We start from the raw sequence: 23,786 nt of genomic DNA on the forward strand, positions 1-23,786 counted from the left end.
TGCTGACTATCGTCGGACCCATGGGCCCACATCTCACGCGCGTTGCCGACGCCGACGACCCAGCGTCGGCCGAACTGCTCTGGCGCGAGGCGCTCGGCGCATTCCTCCGGCGGGTACGGACCGACCAACAGCGCATCCTTACCGACATCGCCGCGCAGGCCGGGGTGTCACCGCAATACCTGTCCGAGATCGAACGAGGTCGCAAAGAACCGTCATCCGAGATTCTCGCCGCTGTCAGTGGCGCCCTCGGCCTCTCCCTCCTCCAGATCACCCGCGGTGTCGCGGATGCGCTCGAAGCCATGGCCCGCCCACGGCCTGCCGTGACGGCAATCGGCGGAATCCAGCGCACGACCGCAACGACGCACCGCCAGAGCGGTCACGTGAGCCTCCGCATGGTCTCCTGAGCGACCCGCCACGTCACCACAGCGCGGGCCCTCACACTATTCAGTTCTCAAAGATCTTGCAGTACACAGCTTTTGCCGTGTTTCCTGGGGTAGTTGGAACCGAACTACAGGCGGGACTCCAGGATCTGGTCCACCAGGCCGTAGGCGACGGCTTGGTCGGCGCGCAAGATGAGATCTCGGTCGGTGTCGTGTCGCAAGGTCTCGGCATCTTTCCCGGTGTGACGCGACAACAACTCCTCCAATTCACCCCGCACTCTCAGTACTTCATCGGCGTGGATGATCAGGTCTGGAATGGTTCCCTGCCCCTCGATGGCGGGCTGATGCAACACAACTCGTCCATGAGGGAGAATCCCCCGCTGTGCGGGAGTTCCCCCCGCCAACAGAACGGCCGCCGCACCGACCGCCTGACCTACGCAGGTGGTCGCAACATCGCAGCTGATGAAACGCATGGTGTCGTAGACGGCCAGCATCGCCGACGGGGACCCGCCTGGCGAGTTGATGTAGAGGTTGATGGGTTGGCCGGCACTGTCGGATGCGAGATGCAGCATCTGCGCGATCAGGACATTGGCCACGCCGTCATCGATTTCCGTTCCGAGATACACGATCCGTTCTGTGAGCAATCGGCTGTAGACGTCCAATGAGCGCTCGCCGCCGCCGGCGGTCTTCTCGATTACATAGGGCACTGTGTAGCTGCTCATCGCTTACCGCCCAACGCAACCGGACGCGCGAATGCGGGATAGATGTCTTCTACCCCGTCGACAACTCGGTCGATGAATCCATAGTCGACGGCCTGCTGGGCGGTGTACCACCGATCGCGCAGGGAGTCGTTCACGATCCGCTCGAGCGGCATCCCGGTGTTGGCTGCGATGATCGAGAGGACCGTGTCGCGGGTGTGCCGTAGATCGTCGGCCTGCAGTTCGACATCGACAGCCGTGCCACCGATCCCGGATGACCCCTGATGCATCAGGATTCGCGAATGCGTCAGCGCATACCGTTTGCCCGGCGTACCGGCCGAAAGCAGGAACTGGCCCGCGCTCGCGGCAATTCCCAGCGCCAGAGTGCTCACGTCGTTCGGGATGGCCCGCATGACGTCCATGATCGCGAGCATCGCCGGAACCGAACCGCCCGGCGAATTGATCCAGAAGCTGATGTCTTTGTGTGAGTCCTCGGCAGACAACAAAAGTAGTTGGCTGCAGAGGCGGTTGCCCAGCGCCTGATCCAGTTGATCGCCGAGGACAACAACACGCTGGTGGAAAAGCCTGACCACCAACTCGTCGTCGATCGTGCTGTTCATGTTCTGTGGAGTGCTGTTCATGGAGCCAGCGTGCCGGAGCGGTGCCATGTGCGAAAGCGATTGCTGCCCAAGGCAGTTCTGCCCCAAGCAGTTCTGCCGAGAGCTGCTCGGGGATTACGGCACGATCGACGGTCTGTTGAGCACGCTGGACGGTTTGATGGGCACGCTCGACGGTTTGTTGGGCACGGTCGAGGGATCAGAGGTCGTCGAGGATGCGGTTGCGGACCGTCTGGTACTCGGCATCGCTGATGTTGCCGGCGCCACGTAGCGCCTCGAGTTCGGCCAGCCGCTGACCGGTGCTGCGTGGCGGATCCGGCGGGGATTTGGTGAGGTCGGCGACATCAGACTCCGACCTCCCGATCCGGTGGACGATGTCCATCACCTGCCGGCGCGCAACCGGATTGGATCGCAGGTCGACGGTGCCACCGAACTCGATGTCGTTGCTCTTGAACACCCGCAGGATTTCCAGCAGCGCATCCGACTGCCCCGAGAGGTCGAACTCTCGGCCGGTGTCGGTATCGGTGAAGCGGGCCGGCACCGCCCCGGACACCAGTGCCGTTCGCTTCCAGTCGATCTCGAACTCACCGGAGTACTGATCGACCAGGACAACCAGTCGCCGGGAGCTCAGCGCCGCCAGGTTCATCAGTGGCACCACCACCCGTTTGGTCGCGTCGAAGGGTGCCACACCTCCGCCGTGGATTCGGAGCGTCAGATTCATCACGGGCTGATCGTTGATCTGCACGTTGGTCTGCTCGTATGACATCACGTCGGCGATCGCGAGCCGGCCGGACTGCTCCAACTCGTATCGACGACGTTTGCCCCGGTACACGCCACGGGCGACGAGGAACCCGATCACGACGTCGGCGATGGTGATGCCGAGCCCGGCGTAGAACATCCATCCGGCAGTCGGATCGTCGATCAGGAAGTACACCACCAGGAAGATCGGCCCGACGATCCCGCAGAGCAGCGTGAACGCCATCACCGGCACCAGAGTGCGCACGAAACCGGGTGCAGCGGAGTCGTCGCCGCCAAGTCCGAACAGGCTCATCAGCGCTCCGAACTGTCGAGGTGTGCGATCAGTATCGCGCAGCACCCCACGATTCAGCGACCGTATCGGTCAGCGCAGAACGCACAAAAACGCCCGACCCCCAAGGGGATCGGGCGCTTTCGGTGTTGCTGGGTACTACTGCTTACTTGTTGATCTTGGTGACGCGACCGGCACCAACGGTGCGGCCACCTTCACGGATCGCGAAGCGCAGGCCCTCGTCCATGGCGACCGGCTGGATCAGCTTGACGACCATCTCGGTGTTGTCACCGGGCATGACCATCTCGGTGCCCTCGGGCAGGGTCACAACGCCCGTCACGTCAGTTGTACGGAAGTAGAACTGCGGGCGGTAGTTGTTGAAGAACGGGGTGTGGCGTCCACCCTCGTCCTTCGACAGGATGTAAGCCTGACCCTCGAACTCGGTGTGCGGGGTGGTGGTACCCGGCTTGATGATGACCTGTCCACGCTCGACGTCCTCACGCTTGAGGCCACGCAGCAGCAGTCCGGCGTTGTCGCCGGCCTGTGCCGAGTCGAGCAGCTTGTGGAACATCTCGATACCGGTGACGGTGGTCTTGGTGGTCTTCTCGCGGATGCCGACGATGTCGACTTCCTCGTTCACCTTGACCTCGCCACGCTCCACACGACCGGTGACAACGGTGCCACGACCGGTGATCGTGAACACGTCCTCCACGGGCATCAGGAACGGCTTCTCGGTTTCGCGAACCGGCTCCGGGATGCTCTCGTCGACAGCGTCCATGAGCTCTTCAACCGTCTTGACCCACTCGGGATCGCCCTCGAGCGCCTTGAGTGCCGAGACCTTGATGACAGGAGCATCCTCATCGAATTCCTGTGCAGCGAGGAGCTCACGCACCTCCATCTCGACGAGCTCGATGATCTCATCATCGTCAACCATGTCGGCCTTGTTCAGCGCGACGAGGATGTAAGGAACACCCACCTGACGAGCGAGCAGCACGTGCTCGCGAGTCTGCGGCATCGGGCCGTCAGTAGCGGCAACCACGAGGATCGCGCCGTCCATCTGAGCAGCACCGGTGATCATGTTCTTGATGTAGTCAGCGTGACCAGGGGCATCAACGTGCGCGTAGTGGCGCTTCTCGGTCTGGTACTCGACGTGCGAGATGTTGATCGTGATACCACGAGCCTTCTCTTCGGGAGCCTTGTCGATCTGATCGAACGCGAAGCTCTCGTTGAGGGTCGGGTACTTGTCGTGCAACACCTTGGTGATCGCCGCCGTCAGCGTCGTCTTGCCGTGGTCGACGTGACCGATCGTGCCGATGTTCACGTGCGGCTTGGTCCGCTCGAACTTCGCCTTCGCCACTTGATTGTCCTCCTGGACTTCTCGAGCAACCGGGTCAATCCCGGTCACTGTGTGTTTACTTCTTGGTTGGGGAAGGGCTTTTCGAAGCCCTTCCCCGCACAAGCGGTTTTCTTAATTGCTGTGCGCCGGTGGCGCTATCGCCGAGACGACGGGTGAATTATTCGCCCGTTGCTTTGGCGATGATCTCCTTCGCCACGTTCGCCGGAACTTCGGCGTACGAGTCGAACACCATGGAGTAGTTTGCCCGGCCCTGGGTCCGCGACCGAAGGTCGCCGATGTAGCCGAACATCTCCGACAGAGGAACCAGTGCCTTCACGACACGGGCGCCACTGCGCTCTTCCATGGCCTGGATTTGACCACGGCGTGAGTTGAGGTCGCCGATCACGTCGCCCATGTAGTCCTCGGGTGTGGTGACCTCTACGGCCATCAGCGGTTCGAGGATTACCGGACCCGCCATCCTGGCTGCCTCTTTCATGGCAGCCGATCCGGCGATCTTGAAGGCCATCTCCGACGAGTCGACGTCGTGGTACGCGCCGTCGAGCAGAGAGAACTTCAAGTTGACCAGCGGATAACCGGCCAGAACACCGTACTGCATCGCATCCTGCGCGCCGGCATCCACAGAGGGAATGTACTCACGCGGAACGCGACCACCGGTCACGGCATTCACGAACTCGTAGGTTGCGCCGTCTTCGGCATCAACCAGCGGCTCGAGCTTGACGATGACCTTGGCGAACTGACCACTACCACCCGTTTGCTTCTTGTGGGTGTAGTCGTGCTTCTCGACCGTCTTGCGGATGGTCTCGCGGTAGGCAACCTGAGGCTTGCCGACGTTGGCCTCGACCTTGAACTCGCGCTTCATGCGATCAACAAGGATGTCGAGGTGCAGCTCGCCCATACCGCCGATGACGGTCTGGCCGGTCTCGTCGTCCAGCTTGACCGAGAACGTCGGATCCTCTTCGGCCAGTTTCTGGATGGCAACACCCAGTTTTTCCTGGTCCGACTTGGTCTTCGGCTCGATCGAGACGTTGATGACCGGATCCGGGAAGCTCATCGATTCCAGGACGATCGGCGCGCTCGGGTCACACAGGGTGTCACCGGTGGTGGTGTCCTTGAGGCCGATCATCGCGTAGATGTGGCCCGCCGTGGCATCCTCAACCGGCATTTCCTTGTTGGCGTGCATCTGGAACAGCTTGCCGATGCGCTCTTTTTTGCCCTTGGTGGCATTGAGCACGCCGGTGCCGGCCGTGATGTAGCCCGAGTAGACCCGCACGAACGTCAGCTTGCCGAAGAACGGGTGCGAAGCGATCTTGAACGCCAGAGCCGCGAACGGCTCGTCGGCCGCCGGCCGGCGCGACAGGATCTCTTCTTCGTTACCGAGCGCGTGACCCTCGACAGAGGGAACGTCGAGCGGGTTCGGCAGGTAGTCGATGACCGCGTCGAGCATGGGCTGAACGCCCTTGTTCTTGAACGCGGAACCACACAGCACCGGGTACAGCTGACGGGTGACCGTGAGCTTGCGGATCGCGGCCTTGATCTCGGGGATCGTGACCTCTTCGCCGCCGAAGTACTTCTCGAGAAGTACCTCATCGGTCTCGACGATGGTCTCCATCAGCTTCTCGCGGTATTCCTTCGCCTTCTCGAGCAGATCCGCGGGGATCTCCTCGATGGTCGGCTCCGCGCCGGTGGCGACAACGCCACGCCAGGTGATGGCCTTCATCTCGATGAGGTCGACAACACCGTCGAAGTCATCCTCTGCACCGATCGGCAGCTGGAGAACCAGCGGCTTGGCACCGAGGCGCTCCTCGATGGTGCGCACGGTGAAGTAGAAGTCGGCGCCCAGTTTGTCCATCTTGTTGACAAAGCAGATACGCGGAACTTCGTACTTCTCGGCCTGCCGCCAGACCTGCTCGGACTGCGGCTCCACACCCTCTTTGCCGTCGAAAACAGCAACAGCGCCATCGAGCACACGCAGGCTTCGCTCCACCTCGACGGTGAAGTCGACGTGCCCGGGGGTGTCGATGATGTTGATCTGGTTCTTGTTCCAGAAACAGGTCACCGCAGCGGAGGTGATGGTGATACCCCGCTCCTTCTCCTGCTCCATCCAGTCGGTCGTCGAGGCCCCGTCGTGGGTCTCGCCGATCTTGTAGTTGACGCCGGTGTAGAAGAGGATTCGCTCGGTGGTTGTGGTCTTGCCGGCATCGATGTGAGCCATGATGCCGATATTGCGAACCTTGTTGAGGTCGCTGAGCACTTCCTGTGCCACTTAATTCCTCACTCTGAATTGAAAGTTGTTGCAGCTGTTGCTGAATGTCACCAGCGGTAGTGCGCGAACGCCCGGTTGGCCTCGGCCATCTTGTGGGTGTCCTCGCGACGCTTGACTGCAGCGCCCAAACCGTTGCTCGCGTCGAGGAGCTCATTGGCCAGACGCTCGACCATGGTCTTCTCGCGACGCTGACGGCTGAACGTGACCAGCCAACGCAGCGCGAGGGTGTTCGCACGGCCGGGCTTGACCTCGATCGGCACCTGGTAGGTGGCGCCACCGACGCGACGGCTCTTGACCTCGAGTGCGGGGCGGACGTTGTCCAGCGCGCGCTTGAGGGTGACGACCGGATCGGTGCCGGTCTTCTCGCGGGCCTGCTCGAGAGCCTGGTACACGATGCGCTCGGCGGTCGACTTCTTGCCGTCCAGCAGGATCTTGTTGACCAGCTGGGTGACCAGCGGGCTGCCGTAGACGGGGTCGTTGATCAGTGGGCGCTTGGGTGCGGGTCCTTTACGTGGCATCAGCCCTTCTCCTTCTTCGCGCCGTACTTGCTGCGGCCTTGCTTGCGGGCCTTGACGCCCTGGGTGTCAAGCGAGCCACGAATGACCTTGTAACGCACACCCGGGAGGTCCTTCACACGACCACCGCGAACGAGCACCATCGAGTGCTCCTGCAGGTTGTGGCCTTCACCGGGGATGTATGCGGTCACCTCAACCGAACTGGTGAGGCGGACACGGGCGACCTTCCGGAGCGCGGAGTTCGGCTTCTTCGGGGTCGTGGTGTAGACGCGAGTGCACACGCCGCGTCGCTGCGGGCTGCCCTTCAGCGCTGCCGTCTTCTGCTTGGCAGGCTTGTCATGGCGGCCCTTACGGACCAGCTGGTTGATAGTTGGCACTGAGAGATCTTCCTTTGGTTGGCGTTCTTCTTGCTGTTGCTGCGGTTTCTGCTCCGGGCAAGCTTCCGACGAAAACACCGGAACCTCCGCAGTACGCCCCACCAGGCCTAAAAGCCCTGGTCAGATGAGCCCTCCCCTACCCCGCTATCGGGCGTGTCGAAATTGCCCAGCGCGGCAGGTGAAGGCACGCAGATGGAACCCGACCTAATCTGAATTAGCGGAGGCCGAGCACCAGCGGTCAACTCTACCGACCAGGGCACCCCAGGTCAAAATCGCCCCGTACGATCGCAGATCAGAGCAATCCTGCAGGTCGGTGGCGGTCTTTTTGCCACTTCGACGATCACCTGCCGAGGGCGGATTCGAGAGTGATCAACCTCTATTCGGCGAGATCTATTCCCGATGTTTGCCTGTCGAATGATCCCGATCACACCGGTGAGTCGATTGCCTGACCTCACCTCGACAATGGGCTTACGGTCATCGTGGCGGGACGGAGTTGCCCGCCAATTGATGCTGCACAGACCATTGCAGCGCTGTCGTGAGGGTTGGGAAGCCGATGACCGAAGTACCGAGTTCCGAGCAAGCGACCGGCGGTAAACGCCTACTCCCTCTGCTGCTCGCCATGGCCATGTTCGTCCTGGTCGTCGACACCTCGTTGATGAACGTGTCGATCTCCTACGTTGTTAAAGACCTGGACACGACCGTCAGCGGAGTCCAGTCCGCCATCGCCCTCGAAGCACTGGTGTCGGCAGCGTTCATCCTGATCGGCAGCAAGATCGGTGACCTGATCGGACGCAAACGCGCGTACGTGCTGGGGCTGCTCGGGTACGCCGTGGGTGCGTCGGCGATGGCGGTCGCGCAGAGCCTGACGGCCATCATCATCTTCTGGGCGATTCTCGGAGGCATCGGCGCATCGTTGCTCCTGCCCGCCATGCAGTCACTGATCCATGGCAACTTCGAAGGGGCCGCGCAGAAGAAGGTCTATGCCCTCGTCGGTGCGGCCGCAGCCATCGCCGCCGCGGTGGGTCCGCTGATCGGCGGGTTCATCACCACCTACCTGTCGTGGCGCCTCGGATTTGTTCTCGAAGTGGTCATCATCGCGGTGGTGCTCTCGGGCATCAAGCTCGTCAAGGACGTGCCGTACACCGGCCCCAAGGGCATCGACACGGTCGGCGCGGCCCTCTCGGTGCTCGGCATGGGCGGCGTCGTGCTGGGAATCCTGGTGTGGCAGGAAGGCGGCGAGGCAGTCGGTGCACTCCTGGCGACCGGAGCGGTTGGCCTGGGCAGCCTGTCGTACTGGCTCGTGCGGCGCAAGAAGAGTGGCAAGACGCCGCTGTTGGATCCAGACCTGTTCAAGTCCAAGATCTTTCGGCTCGGTATCACCCAGCAGATGCTTCAGCAGATCGCACTCGGTGGCGTCATGATCGTGCTCCCCATCTACCTGCAGATGGTGCTCGAGTACAACGCGATGCAGGCCGGCTTGTCGCTCGCGCCCCTGTCGCTGAGCATGTTCGCGGTGGCATTGCTCGCCGGGAAGAAGCTGGGGAACAAACGTCCGAGCGTCATCGTCTGCTGGGGATTTTCTCTGCTCACCGTCGGAATCGGGGCACTCGTGCCGCTCGTGCCACGCGCCGACTTCGGCTGGGCACTGGTTCTCCCGCTGATCGTCGCCGGCTCGGGCATGGGATTGCTCGTGTCACAGCTCAACAACTACACACTCAGCCCCATCTCGGATGAACGGGTGAGCGAGGCCGCCGGTACGAACTCTGCGGCCGGGTCGTTCGGATTGTCGTTCGGGCTCGCGTTTGCCGGCGCGATCATGCTGGCCACGCTGTCATTCACATTCACGTCGATGTCGGATTCGAGCACGGTCCTGCCCGCGGCCGAGCAGGAGCAGGTGGCGCAGGTTCTCGAGGACGACGCCGAGGTGATGAGCAACACCGCGCTCGATGCGCTGCTCGTCGATCAGCCGCCCGAGATCAAAGCCGAGATCATCCGGATCAACACCGACGCCCGGCCCATCGCCCTGCAAGTTGCCCTGTTGATCCCGATCCTGGCCGGGTTGCTCGGCCTGCTCAACTCACTGCGGATGATCCGGCAGCCGGATCCGCCCGCACCGAAATCCGAAACAGTTCTGGGCTGATCCCCGCGGGCTCCGTTCAGTCCCGGTCTCGACTGCGGAATGCGGCGACGGCCGCCTCGACGGTCGGATAGAAGTGCCCGGCATCGAATCGCTCGCTCAATCCGAACCGGATGAGAGTGTCCTTGATGGGACCCTTCATCTCGGCGAACACCAATCGGATCCCTTTGCCGTCGAGATAGGTGTCGAGGTCGACGAGTTCGTCGACCGCGGTGGTGTCGAGCCCGGTGAGTGGTTCGGAAGCGACCACCACCCATTCGACGGGGGTCGCGGCGGCCGCGACCACCGATCGCACGTAGTTGTCGAAAATGTCGCCGTTGGCGAAGAACAGTGGAGCGTCGAACCGGATCAGCACCAACCCCGGGATACGTCGTCCGTCCGGGTGGCGTTCGAGGTCGTGGAATCCGGGGCGGTCGGACGTCTCGACGAGTTCGGTGCGGTACGGCTTCCAGGCCTGGGCAACCACCGCGACGAAGGACAGCCCGATGGCGACGAGGACGCCCTGCAGCACTCCCACCAGGGCGACCCCGAGGAATGCGGCAGCGGCGAGGCCGAATTCGATCCGGCTCATCTTCCACATCCGAATCATCCCGCTGACATCCACCAGCGCTGTCGCGGCCACGATCACCACAGCACCCAGCGTTGCGTCGGGCAGGTATTTGGTGACACCGGGTGCGACGAGGATGAACACCAGCACCGCGAGCGCACCGACGACTCCGGCCAGCTGGGTCTTGGCACCGCTCTGTTCTGCCACCGGGGTCCGGGATCCGCTCGCGGAGATGGGGAATCCGCTGAACATTCCGCCGGCGATGTTGGCGATGCCGATCGCTTTCATCTCGGTACTGCCGTTCACGTCCTGGCCGTTGCGGGCTGCGAAGGTGCGGGAGAGAACACCGGTGTCGGCAAACGCGATCAACGCGATGCCGGCCGCGGGCCCGATGAGTTCGGCCACGTCACCCCAGTCGACGCCGCCGAACGAGGGCAAGGGCATTCCTTCGGGCAATGCACCGACCATCCCGATCTCATCGGTCAGCCCGAGTGCGGCCGAGACGATGATCGCCGCGACCACCGCGACGAGCACACCGGGGACCTTCGGGATCCAGACACGGAACGCGATGATGATGGCCAGCGAGCCGAAACCGACTGCAGCGGCGACGGGATCGATGTCGCCGTCCGCGATGGCCTTCAAGGTCTCCCAGACCTCGCCGATCAGGTTGTCCGCGTCGATCGAGAAGCCGAGCAACTTGGGTAGCTGGCCGACGACGACGATCAGGGCGATCGCGTTGAGGTAACCGAGCCGGATGGGCTTCGACAGGAGGTCGGTGACAAAACCGAGCCGCAGGAATCCGCCGACGAGGAGGATCAGGCCGACGAGGGTACCGAGAACACCGGCCAGGGCGAGTGCATCTTCGGGATCGTCGGTCACCGCCAGCGGTAGGACGGCCGCCGCAATCAGCGGTGCCAGCGACGAATCAGGACCCAGGACAAGGATTCTCGACGGACCCACCACCGCATACGCCAGCAACGGGATGATGGTGGCGTAGAGACCTGCGTACGCAGGCAGCCCTGCGGCCTCGGCATAGCCCATCCCGGCGGGGATGAGGAGCGCGGTCAAAACCAGCCCGGCGGTGATGTCCGGGCGCAGCCATTCCTTGCGGTACGCCCGCGCCGTCGCGATTCCTGGCAACCGTGCCAGATTGTCCGTCACTACATTTCCCAAGGCTTCATCCCCGAACGTCCGAGTGGTCCAGACCCGGTCGGATGGGCCATCCGCTCATTGTCGCCCGAACCCGCCTGGCGGAGCGGGATTTCGCGATTCAGATCACACGCGGCGCGGCCGAGATGATGATTGTTGATGGAACACACCACCGAGCGGGGGTAGCGTCGGATGGCAGTGAACACCAGATCCGAATCCCCGATCGACCGCCCAGTGATCGCGCAATCATGGCAACGGTCGGTTCGCAGCGGCCTACGGCCGGAGGATTCCCCGGATGTGCGGCCGGTCCAGATCTCCGCTCGCGACCACCCCCTCCTTCGGGCCGCCGATCCCGTTCTCGACCAGGTTGCGCACCAATTGTCCGAATCCGACACCGCCATATTGCTTGTCGACGCCAACGGCCGACTGGTCTCTCGGACGTTCGGTGGTGTCCGGGTAGAACGCGTACTGGAATCGGTGGGCGCGGTGTCGGGCGCCGAGTTCACCGAAGACGCGATGGGAACGACCGCGCTGGGTACCCCGCTGGAAATTCGCGGCGGCATCGTCATCAACGCCCCGGACCACTTCCTCGAACAGTTCCGGGCGGTCAGCTGTTACGGGCGGCCGATCCTTCATCCGGTGTCGCGCCGGCTCGAGGGCATCATCTGCATGAGCAACCTCGAGCAGACGGTCAATCCGCTCTTCGCTCCCTTTGTGGACCGGATCGCCGGTGACATCGAACAGCGACTGCTCGACAATTCCCGGGCCCGGCAGATCGCGGTGGTCGAGGCCTTTCAGCGAGTGGCGCCGAGGCGTGATGTGGCGGTGGTGGCGGTCGGCGACGATCTGCTGCTGACGAATGCCCTGGCGTCGGACATCCTCACCTCCGCCGACTTCGGCACGCTGCGTGCGCTCGCGGCCGATCTCGGTGAGCACGAACGTCATACCCGGCTCACCCTGGTGTCGGGCAACATCGTCGATGCCATCGGCCACCAGGTACCGGGTAGCTGCGGTGGTGCCCTGTTCCGGGTGCGCCCGATCGATGTGCCCCGCGTGTCGATACCGCGCAAACCCCGAATCACGCCCGCCGGCGCCCAGGTGCCCTCCGCCGCTCACACCACGTGGCAGAACACGACGATAACGGGCGAACCGGGCACCGGGCGTACCACCGCGGCGACCGCACTCATCGGCGGTCGGCCGGTACGAACCGTTGATGCCGGGGCCTTGCTGACCGGCTCGGGACGCGCTGCTCTGGCCGGCATCCTCGTCGAGTCTGACGAGACGGCTCTGGTGATCGAGAACGTCCACCTCCTCGATCCGGTGAGTCTGTCCGCACTGCGGTCAGCGGTCCTCAAAGGCGCTGTCCCCATCGTCCTGACGGCTCCCCCGCTACCCGAACTGCCGGGTCCGGTGGCGGCCTTGATCTCGTTGTGCCCGAATCGAATCGACATCGCTCCGCTGCGCCACCGGACCATCGAGCTACCGGCCTTGGCCGGGGACGTTCTGACCCGGGTGGCACCGCGGGCCACACTCGGTGCCGCGGCCGGTGAGGCATTGCTCGCCTGTGACTGGCCGGGCAATCTGAGTGAACTGACGATGGTCCTTCAAACGGCCGCCGACAATGCCGCCCGGCGCGCCGACCAATTGATCTCGATGGCCGACCTGCCCGAGCAGTATCAGACGACCACGCGCGCCCACCGGTTGTCCGGGCGCGACCGCGCCGAGCGGCAGGCGATCGTCGAGGCGATGAACGCCGCGGGCGGCAACAAGGTCCATGCCGCCAAGATGCTGGGCATCAGCCGCAGCACGCTCTACACCCGCCTACGCGCCCTCGACATCTGATCCCCACCCCCGAAACTGGTGGCTTTTGGCGACCATTTCCCCAGGTCAGCCTCACCAAAACCCACCACTTCCGGGTGTCCGGGGTGGTGTTCAAATTCCGGACAGTTAGGCACCACAAATTGTTGGGACTATGACGGCAGTCACATTTTGTGACTGCGCATGTTAACGAGGAGGGTGTATGACCGCCAGTACCGAAACCCGAACAGCCGACCCCCGTTTGCTGCCCAGGGTGAGGGAATTCGTCTCGCGTGATCGCCAGATGCTGATCGGCGGTGAATGGACCGACGCCGCTTCGGGCAAGACGTTCACCACCTACGATCCGGCGACCGCCGCACCGATCACCGATGTCGCCCAGGGTGAGGCGACCGACGTGGACCGCGCGGTCCGGGCCGCCCGGCAGGCCTTCGACGAGGGCCCGTGGGCGCGGATGAAGCCGAACGAACGCGAACGTCTGATCTGGCGGGTCGGCGACATCCTCTCCGAGCGGGCCGACGAGTTCGGTCAGCTCGAAGCGCTCGACAACGGCAAATCGGCCGGGATCGCGTCCGCCGTCGACACGCAGTGGTCGGCTGACATCTTCCGGTACAACGCGGGCCTGTGCACCAAGATCACGGGGTCGACGGTCAACGTGTCGATGCCCTTCGTCCCGGGCGGTGAGTTCCATGCCTACACACTTCGCGATCCCCTGGGCGTCTGCGGACTGATCGTGCCGTGGAATTTCCCGCTGTTGATGGCCACGTTCAAACTGGCCCCGGCGCTGGCCGCCGGCAACACCGTTGTCCTCAAACCTGCCGAACAGACGCCACTGACCGCGCTGCTGCTCGGCGAGGTCTTCGAAGAGGCCGGATTCCCGCCGGGTGTGGTCAACATCGTCACCGGATTCGGAAACGCCGGCGCGGCATTGTCGGCGCATCCCGACGTCGACAAGATCGCATTCACCGGGTCGACCGAGGTCGGCAAGAAGATTGTCGCGGCCGCGCAGGGCAACCTGAAGAAGGTATCCCTCGAACTGGGCGGCAAGAGCCCCAACATCGTGTTCGCCGACGCCGACTTCGATCAGGCGGTGGCCGGATCGGTGGCGGCCTGGATGTTCAATCACGGCCAGTGCTGTGTTGCCGGAACCCGATTGTTCGTGGAACGTCCCATCTTCGACGACTTCACCGCAGCCGTCGCCGAAGCGGCATCGAAGGCGAAGATCGGTCCGGGCCTCGATCCCACCACCGAACTCGGACCGCTGATCTCACAGGAACAATTCGACAAGGTGAGCGGGTATCTGGCGCAGGGTCTCGCCGACGGCGCCCGCGCCTTGACAGGTGGAAAGCGTTGGGGCAACGAGGGTTACTTCGTCGAGCCGACCGTATTCGTCGATGTCGACCCGAGCTTCTCGATCGTCTCCGAGGAGATCTTCGGGCCCGTGGTCGCCGCGATGCCGTTCGACGGCGACGACGTGGTCGCCGCGGCCAACGACTCGATCTACGGTCTCGCTGCCGGCATCTGGACCAAGGACCTGTCCAAGGCCCACAAGACCGCGCGGGCCGTCAAGGCCGGGTCGGTGTGGGTCAACCAGTACAACGGCTTCGACACTGCCATGCCCTTTGGGGGCTACAAGCAATCCGGGTGGGGACGCGAGCTCGGCAGCTCCGCGATCGATCTCTACACCGAGACCAAAGCCGTCAACATCGCGCTCTGACAAAGCTTTTCATTCTCAGATAGTCAATTTCACGAGAGGGTAAGAACAATGAAAACCAAGGCAGCAGTACTGCTCGAGGTCGGCAAGCCGTTCGAGATCATGGAGCTCGATCTCGACGGTCCGGGCGCGGGTGAAGTTCTGATCAAATACACCGCCGCCGGTCTGTGTCATTCCGATCTGCACCTGACCGACGGGGATCTGCCACCGCGCTTCCCCATCGTCGGCGGACACGAGGGCTCGGGCATCATCGAAGAAGTCGGGCCCGGCGTGACCAAGGTCAAGCCCGGCGACCACGTCGTCTGCAGCTTCATCCCGAACTGTGGCACCTGCCGCTACTGTTCGACCGGCCGCCAGAATCTCTGCGACATGGGCGCCACGATCCTGGAGGGTTCGATGCCCGACGGATCGTTCCGATTCCATGGTGGCGGACAGGATTTCGGCGCCATGTGCATGCTCGGCACGTTTGCCGAGCGCGCCACCATCTCGCAGCACTCGGTGGTCAAGGTCGACGACTGGCTTCCCCTGGAAACCGCGGTCCTCGTCGGATGTGGTGTCCCCTCGGGCTGGGGTACCGCGGTGAACGCCGGCAATCTGCGCAATGGAGACACCGCCGTCATCTACGGCATCGGCGGACTCGGGATCAACGCCGTTCAGGGTGCTGTCGGTGCCGGCTGCAAGTACGTCGTGGTGGTTGATCCGGTCGCTCTCAAGCGCGACACCGCGTTGAAGTTCGGTGCGACACATGCGTTTGCCGATGCTGCCAGTGCGGCCGAGAAGGTGAGCGAGCTGACCTGGGGCCAGGGTGCGGATGCTGCGCTGATCCTGGTCGGCACGGTGGATCAGGAAGTCGTGTCGGCCGCGACCGCGGTCATCGGAAAGGGCGGCACGGTGGTCATCACCGGTCTCGCCAATCCGGCGAAACTGACCGTTCAGGTGTCGGGTACCGACCTGACCCTCAACCAGAAGACCATCAAGGGCAGCCTGTTCGGCTCGATGAACCCGCAGTACGACATCGTCAAACTGCTCCGGATGTACGACGCCGGAGTGCTCAAGCTCGATGAGCTGATCACCAAGACCTACACCCTCGAGGAGGTCAACGAGGGTTACCAGGATCTGCGTGACGGCAAGAACATTCGCGGTGTGATCCACCACGCCGCATAGCCCGGCCCTCTGCGGCCTTCGGCAACCCCCATCGGCTCTCACCCCTCGGAGCTCGGTGGGGGTTGCACGCTGGGCTCACTTCTTGTTGCGGGCCAGGCTTTCCTGGCGGGCGCGCACCACCGCGATCTGCTCCGGGGAACCGATCAGTTCCCGGATCGCGACCTGCTCCGCGTCGAATCCCGCGGCCAGATCGGTCCGGCCGGCCAGTTCCAGCAGCGCCTTGGCATGCACCAGGGCATTTCGGGAGTTCCCGGCGATCTCGGTGGCCAGCGCTGTTGCCGCGACGACCGGATTCGCATGGGTCCGGGTGGCCAAACCCAGTGTGAGCGCCTCGGTTCCGGAGATCTGACGACCGGTGAAGACCAATTCCTTGGCCACGTCGCGGCCGACGAGTTCGGGAAGGATCTGGGTTCCGGTCATGTCGGGAATCAGCCCCCAGACAATCTCCATCACCGACAGTTTGGTCTCCGGCCCGACAATCCGGATGTCGGCGCCGAGAGCCAACTGCAATCCCCCACCGAACGCCACACCGTGCACGGCTGCGATCACCGGCACAGGCACCAATGACCAGACGTGCACGGCCTGCTGCCCCAGCGCGGCTGCAGCGCCGAGCCGGGGGCGCTCGATCACCACCGCCTCGGCCCCCGACGCCATCCGCTCGAACTCCGCCATGTCCAGACCCGCGCAAAAGGCACGGCCTTCACCGGCGAGGACCACCGCGGAGACATCGGTCCTCGTGATGAGTTCCTCGCCCACCGCTGTGAGCTGCTCGAACATCGCCCCGTTGAGCGCGTTCATCTTGTCCGGACGATTGAGCCGCACCTGCGCGACCCCATCTTTCACGTCGCACGTCACCACAGTGTCTGCGTTCGGGGTTTGCGTCATGAACCGTTCCTACCAGACCACCCACCCAGAATCCGTCGAGCGTGCCAAACGGACCGTCGAACGTGCCCACATCACCCGCGAGCGTGCCAAAGAAACTGTGGCACGATCCGCGATGTGCAACCAGGGCACGGTCAACGGTCCGTTCGGCACGGTCGGCGGTGTTGTGGGCACGGTCGACGGTGTTGTCGGCACGGTCAAGGGTTTTCGGCCTGCTCCTTGATCGCGGCCAGTCGGCGATCCCACCCGGAGGCGATGCCCTCCAATTCGCGGGCAACCGTACTCAGCCGGGCACCGACTGCGGTGAACCGCACTTCGCGGCCCACTTTGTCCGACGAGACAAGCCCGGTTTCCTCCAGTACTGCAAGGTGTTTGGCGATCGCCTGACGGGACACCGGGAACTCGGCGGCCAGCGCCGAGGCCGAGGCGGATGACTTGCCCAGCCGCACCAACAGATTCCAGCGGGTGTCATCGGCCAGCGCCGCGAAAACAACAGGCAGAGCCGGTTCAGCCACGGGCATCGGCGTGCACATTTTCGACGTACCGCTTCGCGACACCGAGCTCGATGGTCCAGCCCTCGGTGTTCTCGTCGAGCCTCTTGCGTCGCGCGGCGGCATCACCCGGCAGGGAGGCAAAGCCGCTCTCGAGAACCCTGAGAGTCACTGAATCGGCGGATGTCTCGTCGATCCAGAACTCGACGAGAGTCGATGCGCTCGCGGCGTCGTCCACGTCTGCCATCCAGCGAAATGCCGCGTACTTCGGCGGGTCGAGCGTCACGGTTCGGAATGCGTATGAACCATGTTTCGGATCGTGGATGATGCTGACATCCCCCGACGTCTCGATGCGGTGGTCGGTGATCTCTTCGTTGTTGATGAACCAGCCCGGTTCGGAGATCAGTGTCCAGACGCGCCCGGCCGGCGCGTTGATGTCGATCTGCTTTTCGATGCGATCAAGTTCTACAGTCATGGCTTCCTCGGGTCGATGAATTTTTTTCTGCAACCAAATGATTGCACATCACCCCTCATCATGCAACCCCCGGGTTGCATAATGCTCCTGCGCCGATCAGGACAACGATTCGCGCAACACCTGGGCCCAGGTGGCCACCACCTGTTTGCGTCGTGCGGAGTCGTCGGACAACGTGTCTGCCAGACCCAGTCCGCGAGCGAAGTCGAGGGTGGCCTGCACCAGCCGGTGAATGCGCGGATCGCTGTCGTCGACGCCCAGCATCTGCACCGTCATCCGATGTGCCGCAACGCCAAATCGTCCCTCGAGCGGAAGTATCAGCTCCTTGAGCGCCTGATCGGAGGCCGCCGCGCACCACACCTGCAGGGCCGCCTTGAACTCCACACCGGTGTAGAACTCGACGGCGGTCGAAACCGCGACCTCGATTCGCCTCTCACCCTGAGGCAAACGGTTGGCTTCCTCAGCGGCGCGCTCCGTGAGGAGTTCGAAGGCGTGCTCGAGCGCCGCTGTGATCAGGTCTTCGCGCGTGGGGAAATGGTGTTGAGCCGCACCACGAGAGACCCCCGCGCGGGTCGCGACCACACCCACACTGCAGGCTGCCCATCCATCGGCCGCCAACACATCGATGGTGGCGTCGAGAAGCCGCTGACGGGTCGCTCGGCTGCGATCCTGCTGCGGTGACCGCGTGGTGCCCCGGGTCATCGCTCGACCACCCACGGCGGCGACTGCTTGTTCAGAAACGCCGTCATGCCTGCCCTGGCCTCATCCGAGGCGAACAGCGCCGCCGACTCCGACGCCAACCGCTGTGTATCGGCATCGAACCCGGCCAGGATGGCCGCGGTGGTCAGCTTCTTACCGGCCGCCAAACCTTGCGGCGACCCCTTTCGTAGGTCATCGCACCATTGCGCAACCACCTGATCGACGGCCGCCGAGTCGGTGGCGGCAACGGTGATCAGGCCGATCTCCTCAGCGGTCGTCGCATCGAACTTCTCGCCGGTGAGAAAGTATCGTCCGGCCGCCCGCGAGGTCAGTCGCGGGAGAACGGCGAGCGAGATCATCGACGGCGCCACGCCGATCCGGACCTCGGTCAGAGCAAACGTGCTCGCCGGCCCCGCGACCACCAGATCGCAGGACCCGACGAACCCGAATCCACCAGCACGGACATGACCGTCGATCCGGCCGATCACCGGCTTGGGCAACTCGAGGATCAACCGCATCAGGTCAATCATCACCTCGGGACGCGCCGTCCCCGCCTCACTGAGATCGGCTCCGGCACAGAAGGTTCCGCCGGTATGCGTCAGCACGACTGCCCGGACCTCCGGATCACCGGCGGCGTCGCTCAACCGTCCGGCGAGCTGCTCGGTCAGTGCCGCAGAGATCGCGTTGCGGTTGGCGGGCGAATCCAGCGTGATGGTGGCAATCGCAGAATCGACGCGGTATCGGACAACTTCGCTCATCGGACTCATCGCCGTCAGTACGACTTGGGAAGGCCGAGGCTGTTCTGCGCCACGAAGTTCAGGATCATCTCCCGGCTCACCGGCGCGACCCGCGCGATCCGACACAGATTCAGCATCGGTGCCAGACCGTATTCGGTCGACAATCCGTTGCCGCCCAAGGAATGTACTGCCTGATCGACGATCTTCACGCACGCCTCCGCGGCTGCGTACTTCGCCATGTTGGCCGGCTCGGCCGCGCCCCAGTCATCACCGGCGTCGTACAACGTCGCCGCCTTCTGCATCATCAGCTTCGCCAGCTCCATCTCGATCTTGCCGACGGCCAGCGGGTGCGCGATGGCCTGGTGCGCGCCGATCGGCGTCTTCCAGACAGTCCGCTCATTGACGTACTCGACCGCACGGCCCAGTGCATACCGACCCATCCCGACCGCGCTGGCAGCCGCCATGATTCGTTCCGGATTGAGTCCGGCGAACAGTTGACTCAGCGCCGCGTCCTCCGATCCGACCAGGGCATCGGCGGGCAGCCGGACATCGTCGAGGAACAACAGGAACTGCTTTTCGGGATTGACCAGATCCATCTCGATCTGATTGAACTCGAAGTTCGGCGCATCGGTGGGAACGATGAACAACGCCGGCTTGAGCCGTCCGGTCTTCGCGTCTTCGGTGCGCGCCACGATGAGCACGGACTGCGCCTGATCAACACCCGAGACGTAGATCTTTCGTCCCGACAGCAACCAGTCGCCGCCATCGCGCCGGGCCGTGGTGGTGATGTTGTGGGAGTTGGACCCGGCATCGGGTTCGGTGATCCCGAATGCCATCGTGATCGATCCGTCGGCCAGGCCCGGCAACCAGGTCTGCTTCTGCTCGTCGGTGCCGAATCGGGCGATCACGTTGCCGCAGATGGCCGGGGACACAACCATCATCAGCAGACCGCTGCCGATGGCCGCGAGTTCCTCCATCACAATCGCCAGTTCGTACATACCCGCGCCGCCACCGCCGTACTCCTCGGGCAGGTTCACACCGATGAAGCCGAGTTTGCCCGCCTCGGACCACAGTTCGTCCGTCTTGCGGCCGCTGCGGGCACAATCCAAGAAGTACTCATGCCCGAATCGACCACCGAGTGCGGCCACCGAACTGCGCAACGCCTTCTGCTCGGCTGTCTCCACAAAACTCACGATGTCTTCTCCCTCAGTTGCTTTCGGCTATCACGGCAAGGATTTCTCCCACCGACACCTGTTGTCCCGGTGCCACCGGGAGTTCTTCGACGATCCCGTCCGCGGTGGCGGCAATCGTGTGTTCCATCTTCATCGCCTCGAGCCACATCAACGGTTCGCCGCGGGTGACCTGTTGACCGAGTGTCACCGCCACCCGGATGACCGAGCCCGGCATCGGCGCCAGCAACGAGCCGGGCGCATTCACCTCGGCCGGGTCAACAAACCTGGCCTGGCGGACCAGCGCCACCGAGCCGCCGGCGAAGTCGGCCCACACGCTCTCACCATTGCGGCCGACCGTAAACTTCCGATCCACCCCGGAAACGGTGAGAACCACTGCATCGCTGTCGATTCGGGTCACCGTGACGCCTGGATCGTCGGGCAGGACGACACCGTCGCGAGTGTGGCGGTAGTCGACCGAGATCTCGCGCTCACCGTATTGGTAGCTCTTGGACTGCGGGCTCGACGCAAGGTTGCGCCAGCCCGAGGGCAGCGGTCGACCCGAGCGCCGCCGGTTGATCTCGGCGTCCGCCAACGCCACCGCAACCGCGGCGAGGCGCACTTGGCTGTCGTCGGCCAGCGGAGCCGCAAGCACATCGAGTCCCACCTCGTCGATGAACTTGGTGGTTGTGTTGCCGCTCCGAAAATCGGGGTGCCGCAACATGTTCACCAGCATGTCGCGGTTGGTGCGGGGTCCGTGCAACTGCGCCGACGCCAGCGCCCGGGCCAGGATGTTGATCGCGGAGTTGCGGTCGGGCGCCCAGCTGATGACCTTGGCCAGCATCGGATCGTAGAGGGTCGACACCTCGCCGCCGTCGATCATGCCGGAATCGACGCGCACACCGGGTTCGGTGAGCCGTCCGAACCGGACGTCGGCAGCAACTGCGAACCGATGGAATCGTCCGGACTGCGGTTGCCAGTCGGCAGCGGGATCCTCGGCGTACAGCCGGACCTCGATCGAATGTCCCCGCAATTGCGGAGGATGTGGCGGCAACAGGTCACCGCGGGCGATCTGCAGTTGCCAGGCGACGAGATCGAGTTTGGTGGTCTCTTCGGTCACCGGATGTTCCACCTGCAGCCGGGTGTTCATCTCCAGGAAGTAGAACCGGCCGTCATCGTCGGCAAGGAACTCCACGGTCCCGGCCCCGGTGTACCCGATGGCCGATGCGGCGGCGCGGGCGGCGTCGAACAGCTTGTCGCGCAGTCCGGTTCCGACACGCTCCACCAGTGGTGACGGTGCCTCCTCGATGACCTTCTGATGCCGGCGCTGGATCGAGCACTCGCGTTCACCGACGGCCCACATGGTGCCGTCGTTGTCGCCGAGTACCTGTACCTCGATGTGGTGGCCCCGTTCGATGAACGGTTCGCAGAACACGGTGTCGTCACCGAACGCCGACAACGCCTCCCGGCGGGCACCTTCGACTTGTTCAGCGAGTTGCCCGAGGTCGCGGACGATGCGCATGCCGCGTCCGCCGCCACCGGCCGAGGCCTTGATCAGGACCGGCAACTGGTCGGCGGTCACGGTGGCCGGGTCGAGGTTGTCCAGGGTGGGGACGCCCGCCTGGCTCATCATCGCCTTGGCATTGACCTTCGATCCCATCGCCACGATCGCGGCGGGATCCGGCCCGATCCAGGTCAGACCGGCATCGAGGACCGCCTGCGCGAATTCGGCGTTCTCCGAGAGGAATCCGTAGCCGGGGTGGACCGCGTCGGCACCGGCGGCCAGAGCTGCGGCGATCACCTTCGCGGCATCGAGGTAGGTCTCGGCGGAGGTGTTGCCCGGCAGTCGCACCGCGACGTCGGCCTCCCCGACGTGGGGCGCGCCGCTGTCCGGGTCGGAATACACCGCGACGGTGCCGATCCCGAGCCGGCGGCAGGTCGCGAACACCCGCCGGGCGATCTCGCCCCGGTTGGCGACGAGCACAGAGGTCACGTTCTTGTCAGTCATCACCCATCACATCCGGAAAACGCCGAAGTTGCTCGTACCCTGCACGGGTCCGTTGTCGATCGCCGAGAGGCACAGTCCGAGAACAGTTCTGCTGTCCCGCGGATCGATGATGCCGTCGTCGTACAGCATTCCGGACAGGAACGCCGGCATCGATTCCTTCTCGATCTGGGCCTCGATCATGGCCCGCATCCCGGCGTCCGCCTCTTCATCCACGGTGCCGCCGCGGGCTTCGGTGGCACTGCGCGCGACCATCGAGATCACTCCGGCGAGCTGGGCTGCACCCATCACCGCGGATTTGGCACTGGGCCAACTGAACAGGAAGCGGGGGTTGAAGGCCCTTCCACACATCCCGTAGTGCCCGGCGCCGTAGCTCGCACCGATCAGCATCGAGATGTGCGGGACAGTCGAGTTCGACACCGCATTGATCATCATCGAGCCATGTTTGATGATGCCGCCACGCTCGTACTCCTGCCCCACCATGTACCCGGTTGTGTTGTGCAGGAACAACAGCGGGGTGTTGGATCGGTTGGCCAGCTGGATGAACTGGGTTGCCTTCTGCGACTCGGCGCTGAACAGCACGCCTTGCGCGTTCGCCAGGATCCCGATCGGATAGCCGTGAATACGCGCCCACCCGGTGCAGAGCGACGAACCGTACTCGGGCTTGAACTCGTCGAAGAGGCTCTCGTCGACGATCCGGGTGATCACATCGCGCGGGTCGAACGGGATCCGGAGGTCACCGGGAACGATCCCGAGTAGATCCTCAGCGGGGTATTTGGGGTCGAGGGACGGTGCCACCGGACCCGGCCCCTGCTTGTGCCAGTTGAGCCGGGCGACGATCCGTCGGCCGAGTCGAATCGCATCCTGCTCGTCGGCGGCGTAGTAGTCGGCCAGACCGGACTGCCGGGCATGCATCTGTGCACCACCCAGTGATTCATCGTCGCTGACCTCGCCGGTGGCCATCTTCACCAGCGGCGGACCACCGAGGAAGACCTTGGATTGCCCCTCGATCATCACCGTGTGATCCGACATCCCCGGCAGATAGGCGCCGCCGGCCGTGGAGTTTCCGAAAACCAGTGCGATGGTGGGGATGCCGGCCGCCGACAACCGGGTGATGTCGCGGAACATGGCCCCGCCGGGGATGAAAACCTCCTTTTGCGTCGGCAGGTCTGCTCCCCCGGACTCCACCAGGTTGATCAGTGGCAGCCGGTTTTCCAGCGCGATCTGATTGGCCCGCAGCCCCTTACGCAGGGTCCAGGGGTTGGAGGTGCCTCCGCGAACGGTGGGGTCGTTGGCGATGAGCACACATTCGACCCCTTCCACCACGCCGATACCGGTGACGATGGAGGCACCCACCGGGAACTCGGATCCATATGCCGCGATCGGAGCGAGCTCGAGGAACGCGCTGTCCTCGTCGATGAGCAGCTCGATCCGTTCCCGCGCCAGCAATTTGCCGCGCTCGCGGTGGCGGGCGACCTTCTTCTCCCCGCCACCGGCCAGCGCGGCAGCGAACAACTCCTCGAGCTCACCGATTTTGGTGAGCATCGTCTCTGCGGCCGAGCCGGCCCCGG

At 63.9% G+C, this 23,786-nt stretch carries 22 protein-coding genes; 6 read left to right on the forward strand and 16 right to left on the reverse strand.

Going from position 1 to position 23,786, the window contains the following annotated elements:
- Positions 1–20: 20 nt before the first annotated feature.
- Positions 21–404 carry a helix-turn-helix domain-containing protein gene (locus tag H290_RS0125320; protein WP_020109657.1) on the forward strand — a complete coding sequence of 128 codons (384 nt, stop codon included), beginning with the start codon at positions 21–23 and terminating at the stop codon, positions 402–404.
- Between the two features lie 104 nt (positions 405–508).
- Here H290_RS0125320 and H290_RS0125325 read toward each other — a convergent pair whose 3' ends face one another.
- The 7 genes from H290_RS0125325 to rpsL all read right to left on the reverse strand — a co-directional run bounded on the left by H290_RS0125325 (position 509) and on the right by rpsL (position 7,234).
- Positions 509–1,102 (reverse strand): ClpP family protease, encoded by a 594-nt coding sequence (locus H290_RS0125325; protein ID WP_020109658.1) that lies wholly within the window; start codon positions 1,100–1,102, stop codon positions 509–511.
- Positions 1,099–1,719, reverse strand: coding sequence for a ClpP family protease (locus tag H290_RS0125330; protein WP_020109659.1), 621 nt, complete (start codon positions 1,717–1,719; stop codon positions 1,099–1,101). The genes H290_RS0125325 and H290_RS0125330 overlap by 4 nt, the downstream gene beginning before the upstream one ends.
- Positions 1,720–1,894: 175 nt before the next feature.
- Entirely contained in the window at positions 1,895–2,746 is an 852-nt protein-coding gene (locus tag H290_RS0125335; protein ID WP_051122201.1) for a hypothetical protein, read from the reverse strand.
- A gap of 142 nt (positions 2,747–2,888) precedes the next feature.
- Positions 2,889–4,079, reverse strand: coding sequence for an elongation factor Tu (gene tuf, locus H290_RS0125340; RefSeq protein ID WP_028463690.1), 1,191 nt, complete (start codon positions 4,077–4,079; stop codon positions 2,889–2,891).
- A 157-nt stretch (positions 4,080–4,236) separates the two neighbouring features.
- Entirely contained in the window at positions 4,237–6,342 is a 2,106-nt protein-coding gene (gene fusA, locus H290_RS0125345; RefSeq protein WP_020109662.1) for an elongation factor G, read from the reverse strand.
- Between the two features lie 47 nt (positions 6,343–6,389).
- Complete coding sequence (gene rpsG / locus H290_RS0125350) at positions 6,390–6,860, reverse strand: 30S ribosomal protein S7 (protein ID WP_020109663.1); 471 nt, start codon at positions 6,858–6,860, stop codon at positions 6,390–6,392.
- Positions 6,860–7,234 carry a 30S ribosomal protein S12 gene (gene rpsL / locus H290_RS0125355; RefSeq protein WP_023956148.1) on the reverse strand — a complete coding sequence of 125 codons (375 nt, stop codon included), beginning with the start codon at positions 7,232–7,234 and terminating at the stop codon, positions 6,860–6,862. The genes rpsG and rpsL overlap by 1 nt, the downstream gene beginning before the upstream one ends.
- A 553-nt stretch (positions 7,235–7,787) precedes the next feature.
- On the opposite strand from rpsL, the gene H290_RS0125360 reads away from it, so the two are divergent.
- Positions 7,788–9,374: an MFS transporter gene (locus H290_RS0125360; RefSeq protein ID WP_020109665.1), complete on the forward strand. Its 1,587-nt coding sequence runs from the start codon at positions 7,788–7,790 to the stop codon at positions 9,372–9,374.
- A gap of 16 nt (positions 9,375–9,390) precedes the next feature.
- Here the strand turns inward: H290_RS0125360 and H290_RS0125365 are convergent, their stop codons facing one another.
- Positions 9,391–11,079, reverse strand: a complete 1,689-nt coding sequence (locus tag H290_RS0125365) for a SulP family inorganic anion transporter (protein WP_020109666.1) — start codon at positions 11,077–11,079, stop codon at positions 9,391–9,393.
- Between the two features lie 186 nt (positions 11,080–11,265).
- On the opposite strand from H290_RS0125365, the gene H290_RS0125375 reads away from it, so the two are divergent.
- From H290_RS0125375 to H290_RS0125385, 3 genes are all read left to right on the forward strand, one after another.
- A complete protein-coding gene (locus H290_RS0125375) occupies positions 11,266–12,909 on the forward strand; it encodes a sigma-54-dependent Fis family transcriptional regulator (protein WP_231373833.1) in 1,644 nt (547 codons plus the stop codon).
- Positions 12,910–13,087: 178 nt separating this feature from the next.
- Positions 13,088–14,599, forward strand: coding sequence for an aldehyde dehydrogenase family protein (locus H290_RS0125380; RefSeq protein ID WP_028463691.1), 1,512 nt, complete (start codon positions 13,088–13,090; stop codon positions 14,597–14,599).
- 48 nt (positions 14,600–14,647) lie between these two features.
- Positions 14,648–15,760: an NDMA-dependent alcohol dehydrogenase gene (locus H290_RS0125385; protein ID WP_020109670.1), complete on the forward strand. Its 1,113-nt coding sequence runs from the start codon at positions 14,648–14,650 to the stop codon at positions 15,758–15,760.
- Positions 15,761–15,835: 75 nt separating this feature from the next.
- Here the strand turns inward: H290_RS0125385 and H290_RS0125390 are convergent, their stop codons facing one another.
- Positions 15,836–16,645: a crotonase/enoyl-CoA hydratase family protein gene (locus H290_RS0125390; RefSeq protein WP_020109671.1), complete on the reverse strand. Its 810-nt coding sequence runs from the start codon at positions 16,643–16,645 to the stop codon at positions 15,836–15,838.
- Here H290_RS0125390 and H290_RS0125395 point away from each other — a divergent pair.
- Positions 16,644–16,865 (forward strand): hypothetical protein, encoded by a 222-nt coding sequence (locus tag H290_RS0125395; protein WP_020109672.1) that lies wholly within the window; start codon positions 16,644–16,646, stop codon positions 16,863–16,865. The genes H290_RS0125390 and H290_RS0125395 overlap by 2 nt on opposite strands.
- On the opposite strand, the gene H290_RS0125400 is transcribed toward H290_RS0125395, so the two are convergent.
- The 7 genes from H290_RS0125400 to H290_RS0125430 all read right to left on the reverse strand — a co-directional run bounded on the left by H290_RS0125400 (position 16,840) and on the right by H290_RS0125430 (position 23,760).
- Positions 16,840–17,163, reverse strand: a complete 324-nt coding sequence (locus tag H290_RS0125400) for a metalloregulator ArsR/SmtB family transcription factor (RefSeq protein WP_020109673.1) — start codon at positions 17,161–17,163, stop codon at positions 16,840–16,842. The two genes, H290_RS0125395 and H290_RS0125400, sit on opposite strands and share 26 nt — an antisense overlap.
- The gene (locus tag H290_RS0125405) at positions 17,150–17,608 is read right to left on the reverse strand and encodes a hypothetical protein (RefSeq protein WP_020109674.1); all 459 of its coding nucleotides are present in this window, start codon (positions 17,606–17,608) and stop codon (positions 17,150–17,152) included. Before H290_RS0125405 ends, H290_RS0125400 begins: the two co-directional genes overlap by 14 nt.
- A 96-nt stretch (positions 17,609–17,704) precedes the next feature.
- On the reverse strand, positions 17,705–18,307 hold the full coding sequence (locus tag H290_RS0125410; protein ID WP_020109675.1) for a TetR/AcrR family transcriptional regulator: 603 nt from the start codon (positions 18,305–18,307) through the stop codon (positions 17,705–17,707).
- Positions 18,304–19,062: an enoyl-CoA hydratase family protein gene (locus H290_RS0125415; RefSeq protein WP_028463692.1), complete on the reverse strand. Its 759-nt coding sequence runs from the start codon at positions 19,060–19,062 to the stop codon at positions 18,304–18,306. The genes H290_RS0125410 and H290_RS0125415 overlap by 4 nt, the downstream gene beginning before the upstream one ends.
- A 14-nt stretch (positions 19,063–19,076) precedes the next feature.
- Positions 19,077–20,234, reverse strand: coding sequence for an acyl-CoA dehydrogenase family protein (locus H290_RS0125420; RefSeq protein WP_028463693.1), 1,158 nt, complete (start codon positions 20,232–20,234; stop codon positions 19,077–19,079).
- Positions 20,235–20,247: 13 nt separating this feature from the next.
- On the reverse strand, positions 20,248–22,218 hold the full coding sequence (locus tag H290_RS0125425; RefSeq protein ID WP_020109678.1) for a biotin carboxylase N-terminal domain-containing protein: 1,971 nt from the start codon (positions 22,216–22,218) through the stop codon (positions 20,248–20,250).
- 6 nt (positions 22,219–22,224) lie between these two features.
- A complete protein-coding gene (locus H290_RS0125430; protein ID WP_051122205.1) occupies positions 22,225–23,760 on the reverse strand; it encodes an acyl-CoA carboxylase subunit beta in 1,536 nt (511 codons plus the stop codon).
- Positions 23,761–23,786 lie beyond the last annotated feature (26 nt).

Origin of the sequence: Nocardia sp. 348MFTsu5.1, from assembly GCF_000383535.1 — a bacterium.
In the GTDB taxonomy this organism is placed as follows: Bacteria; Actinomycetota; Actinomycetes; order Mycobacteriales; family Mycobacteriaceae; genus Williamsia; species Williamsia faeni.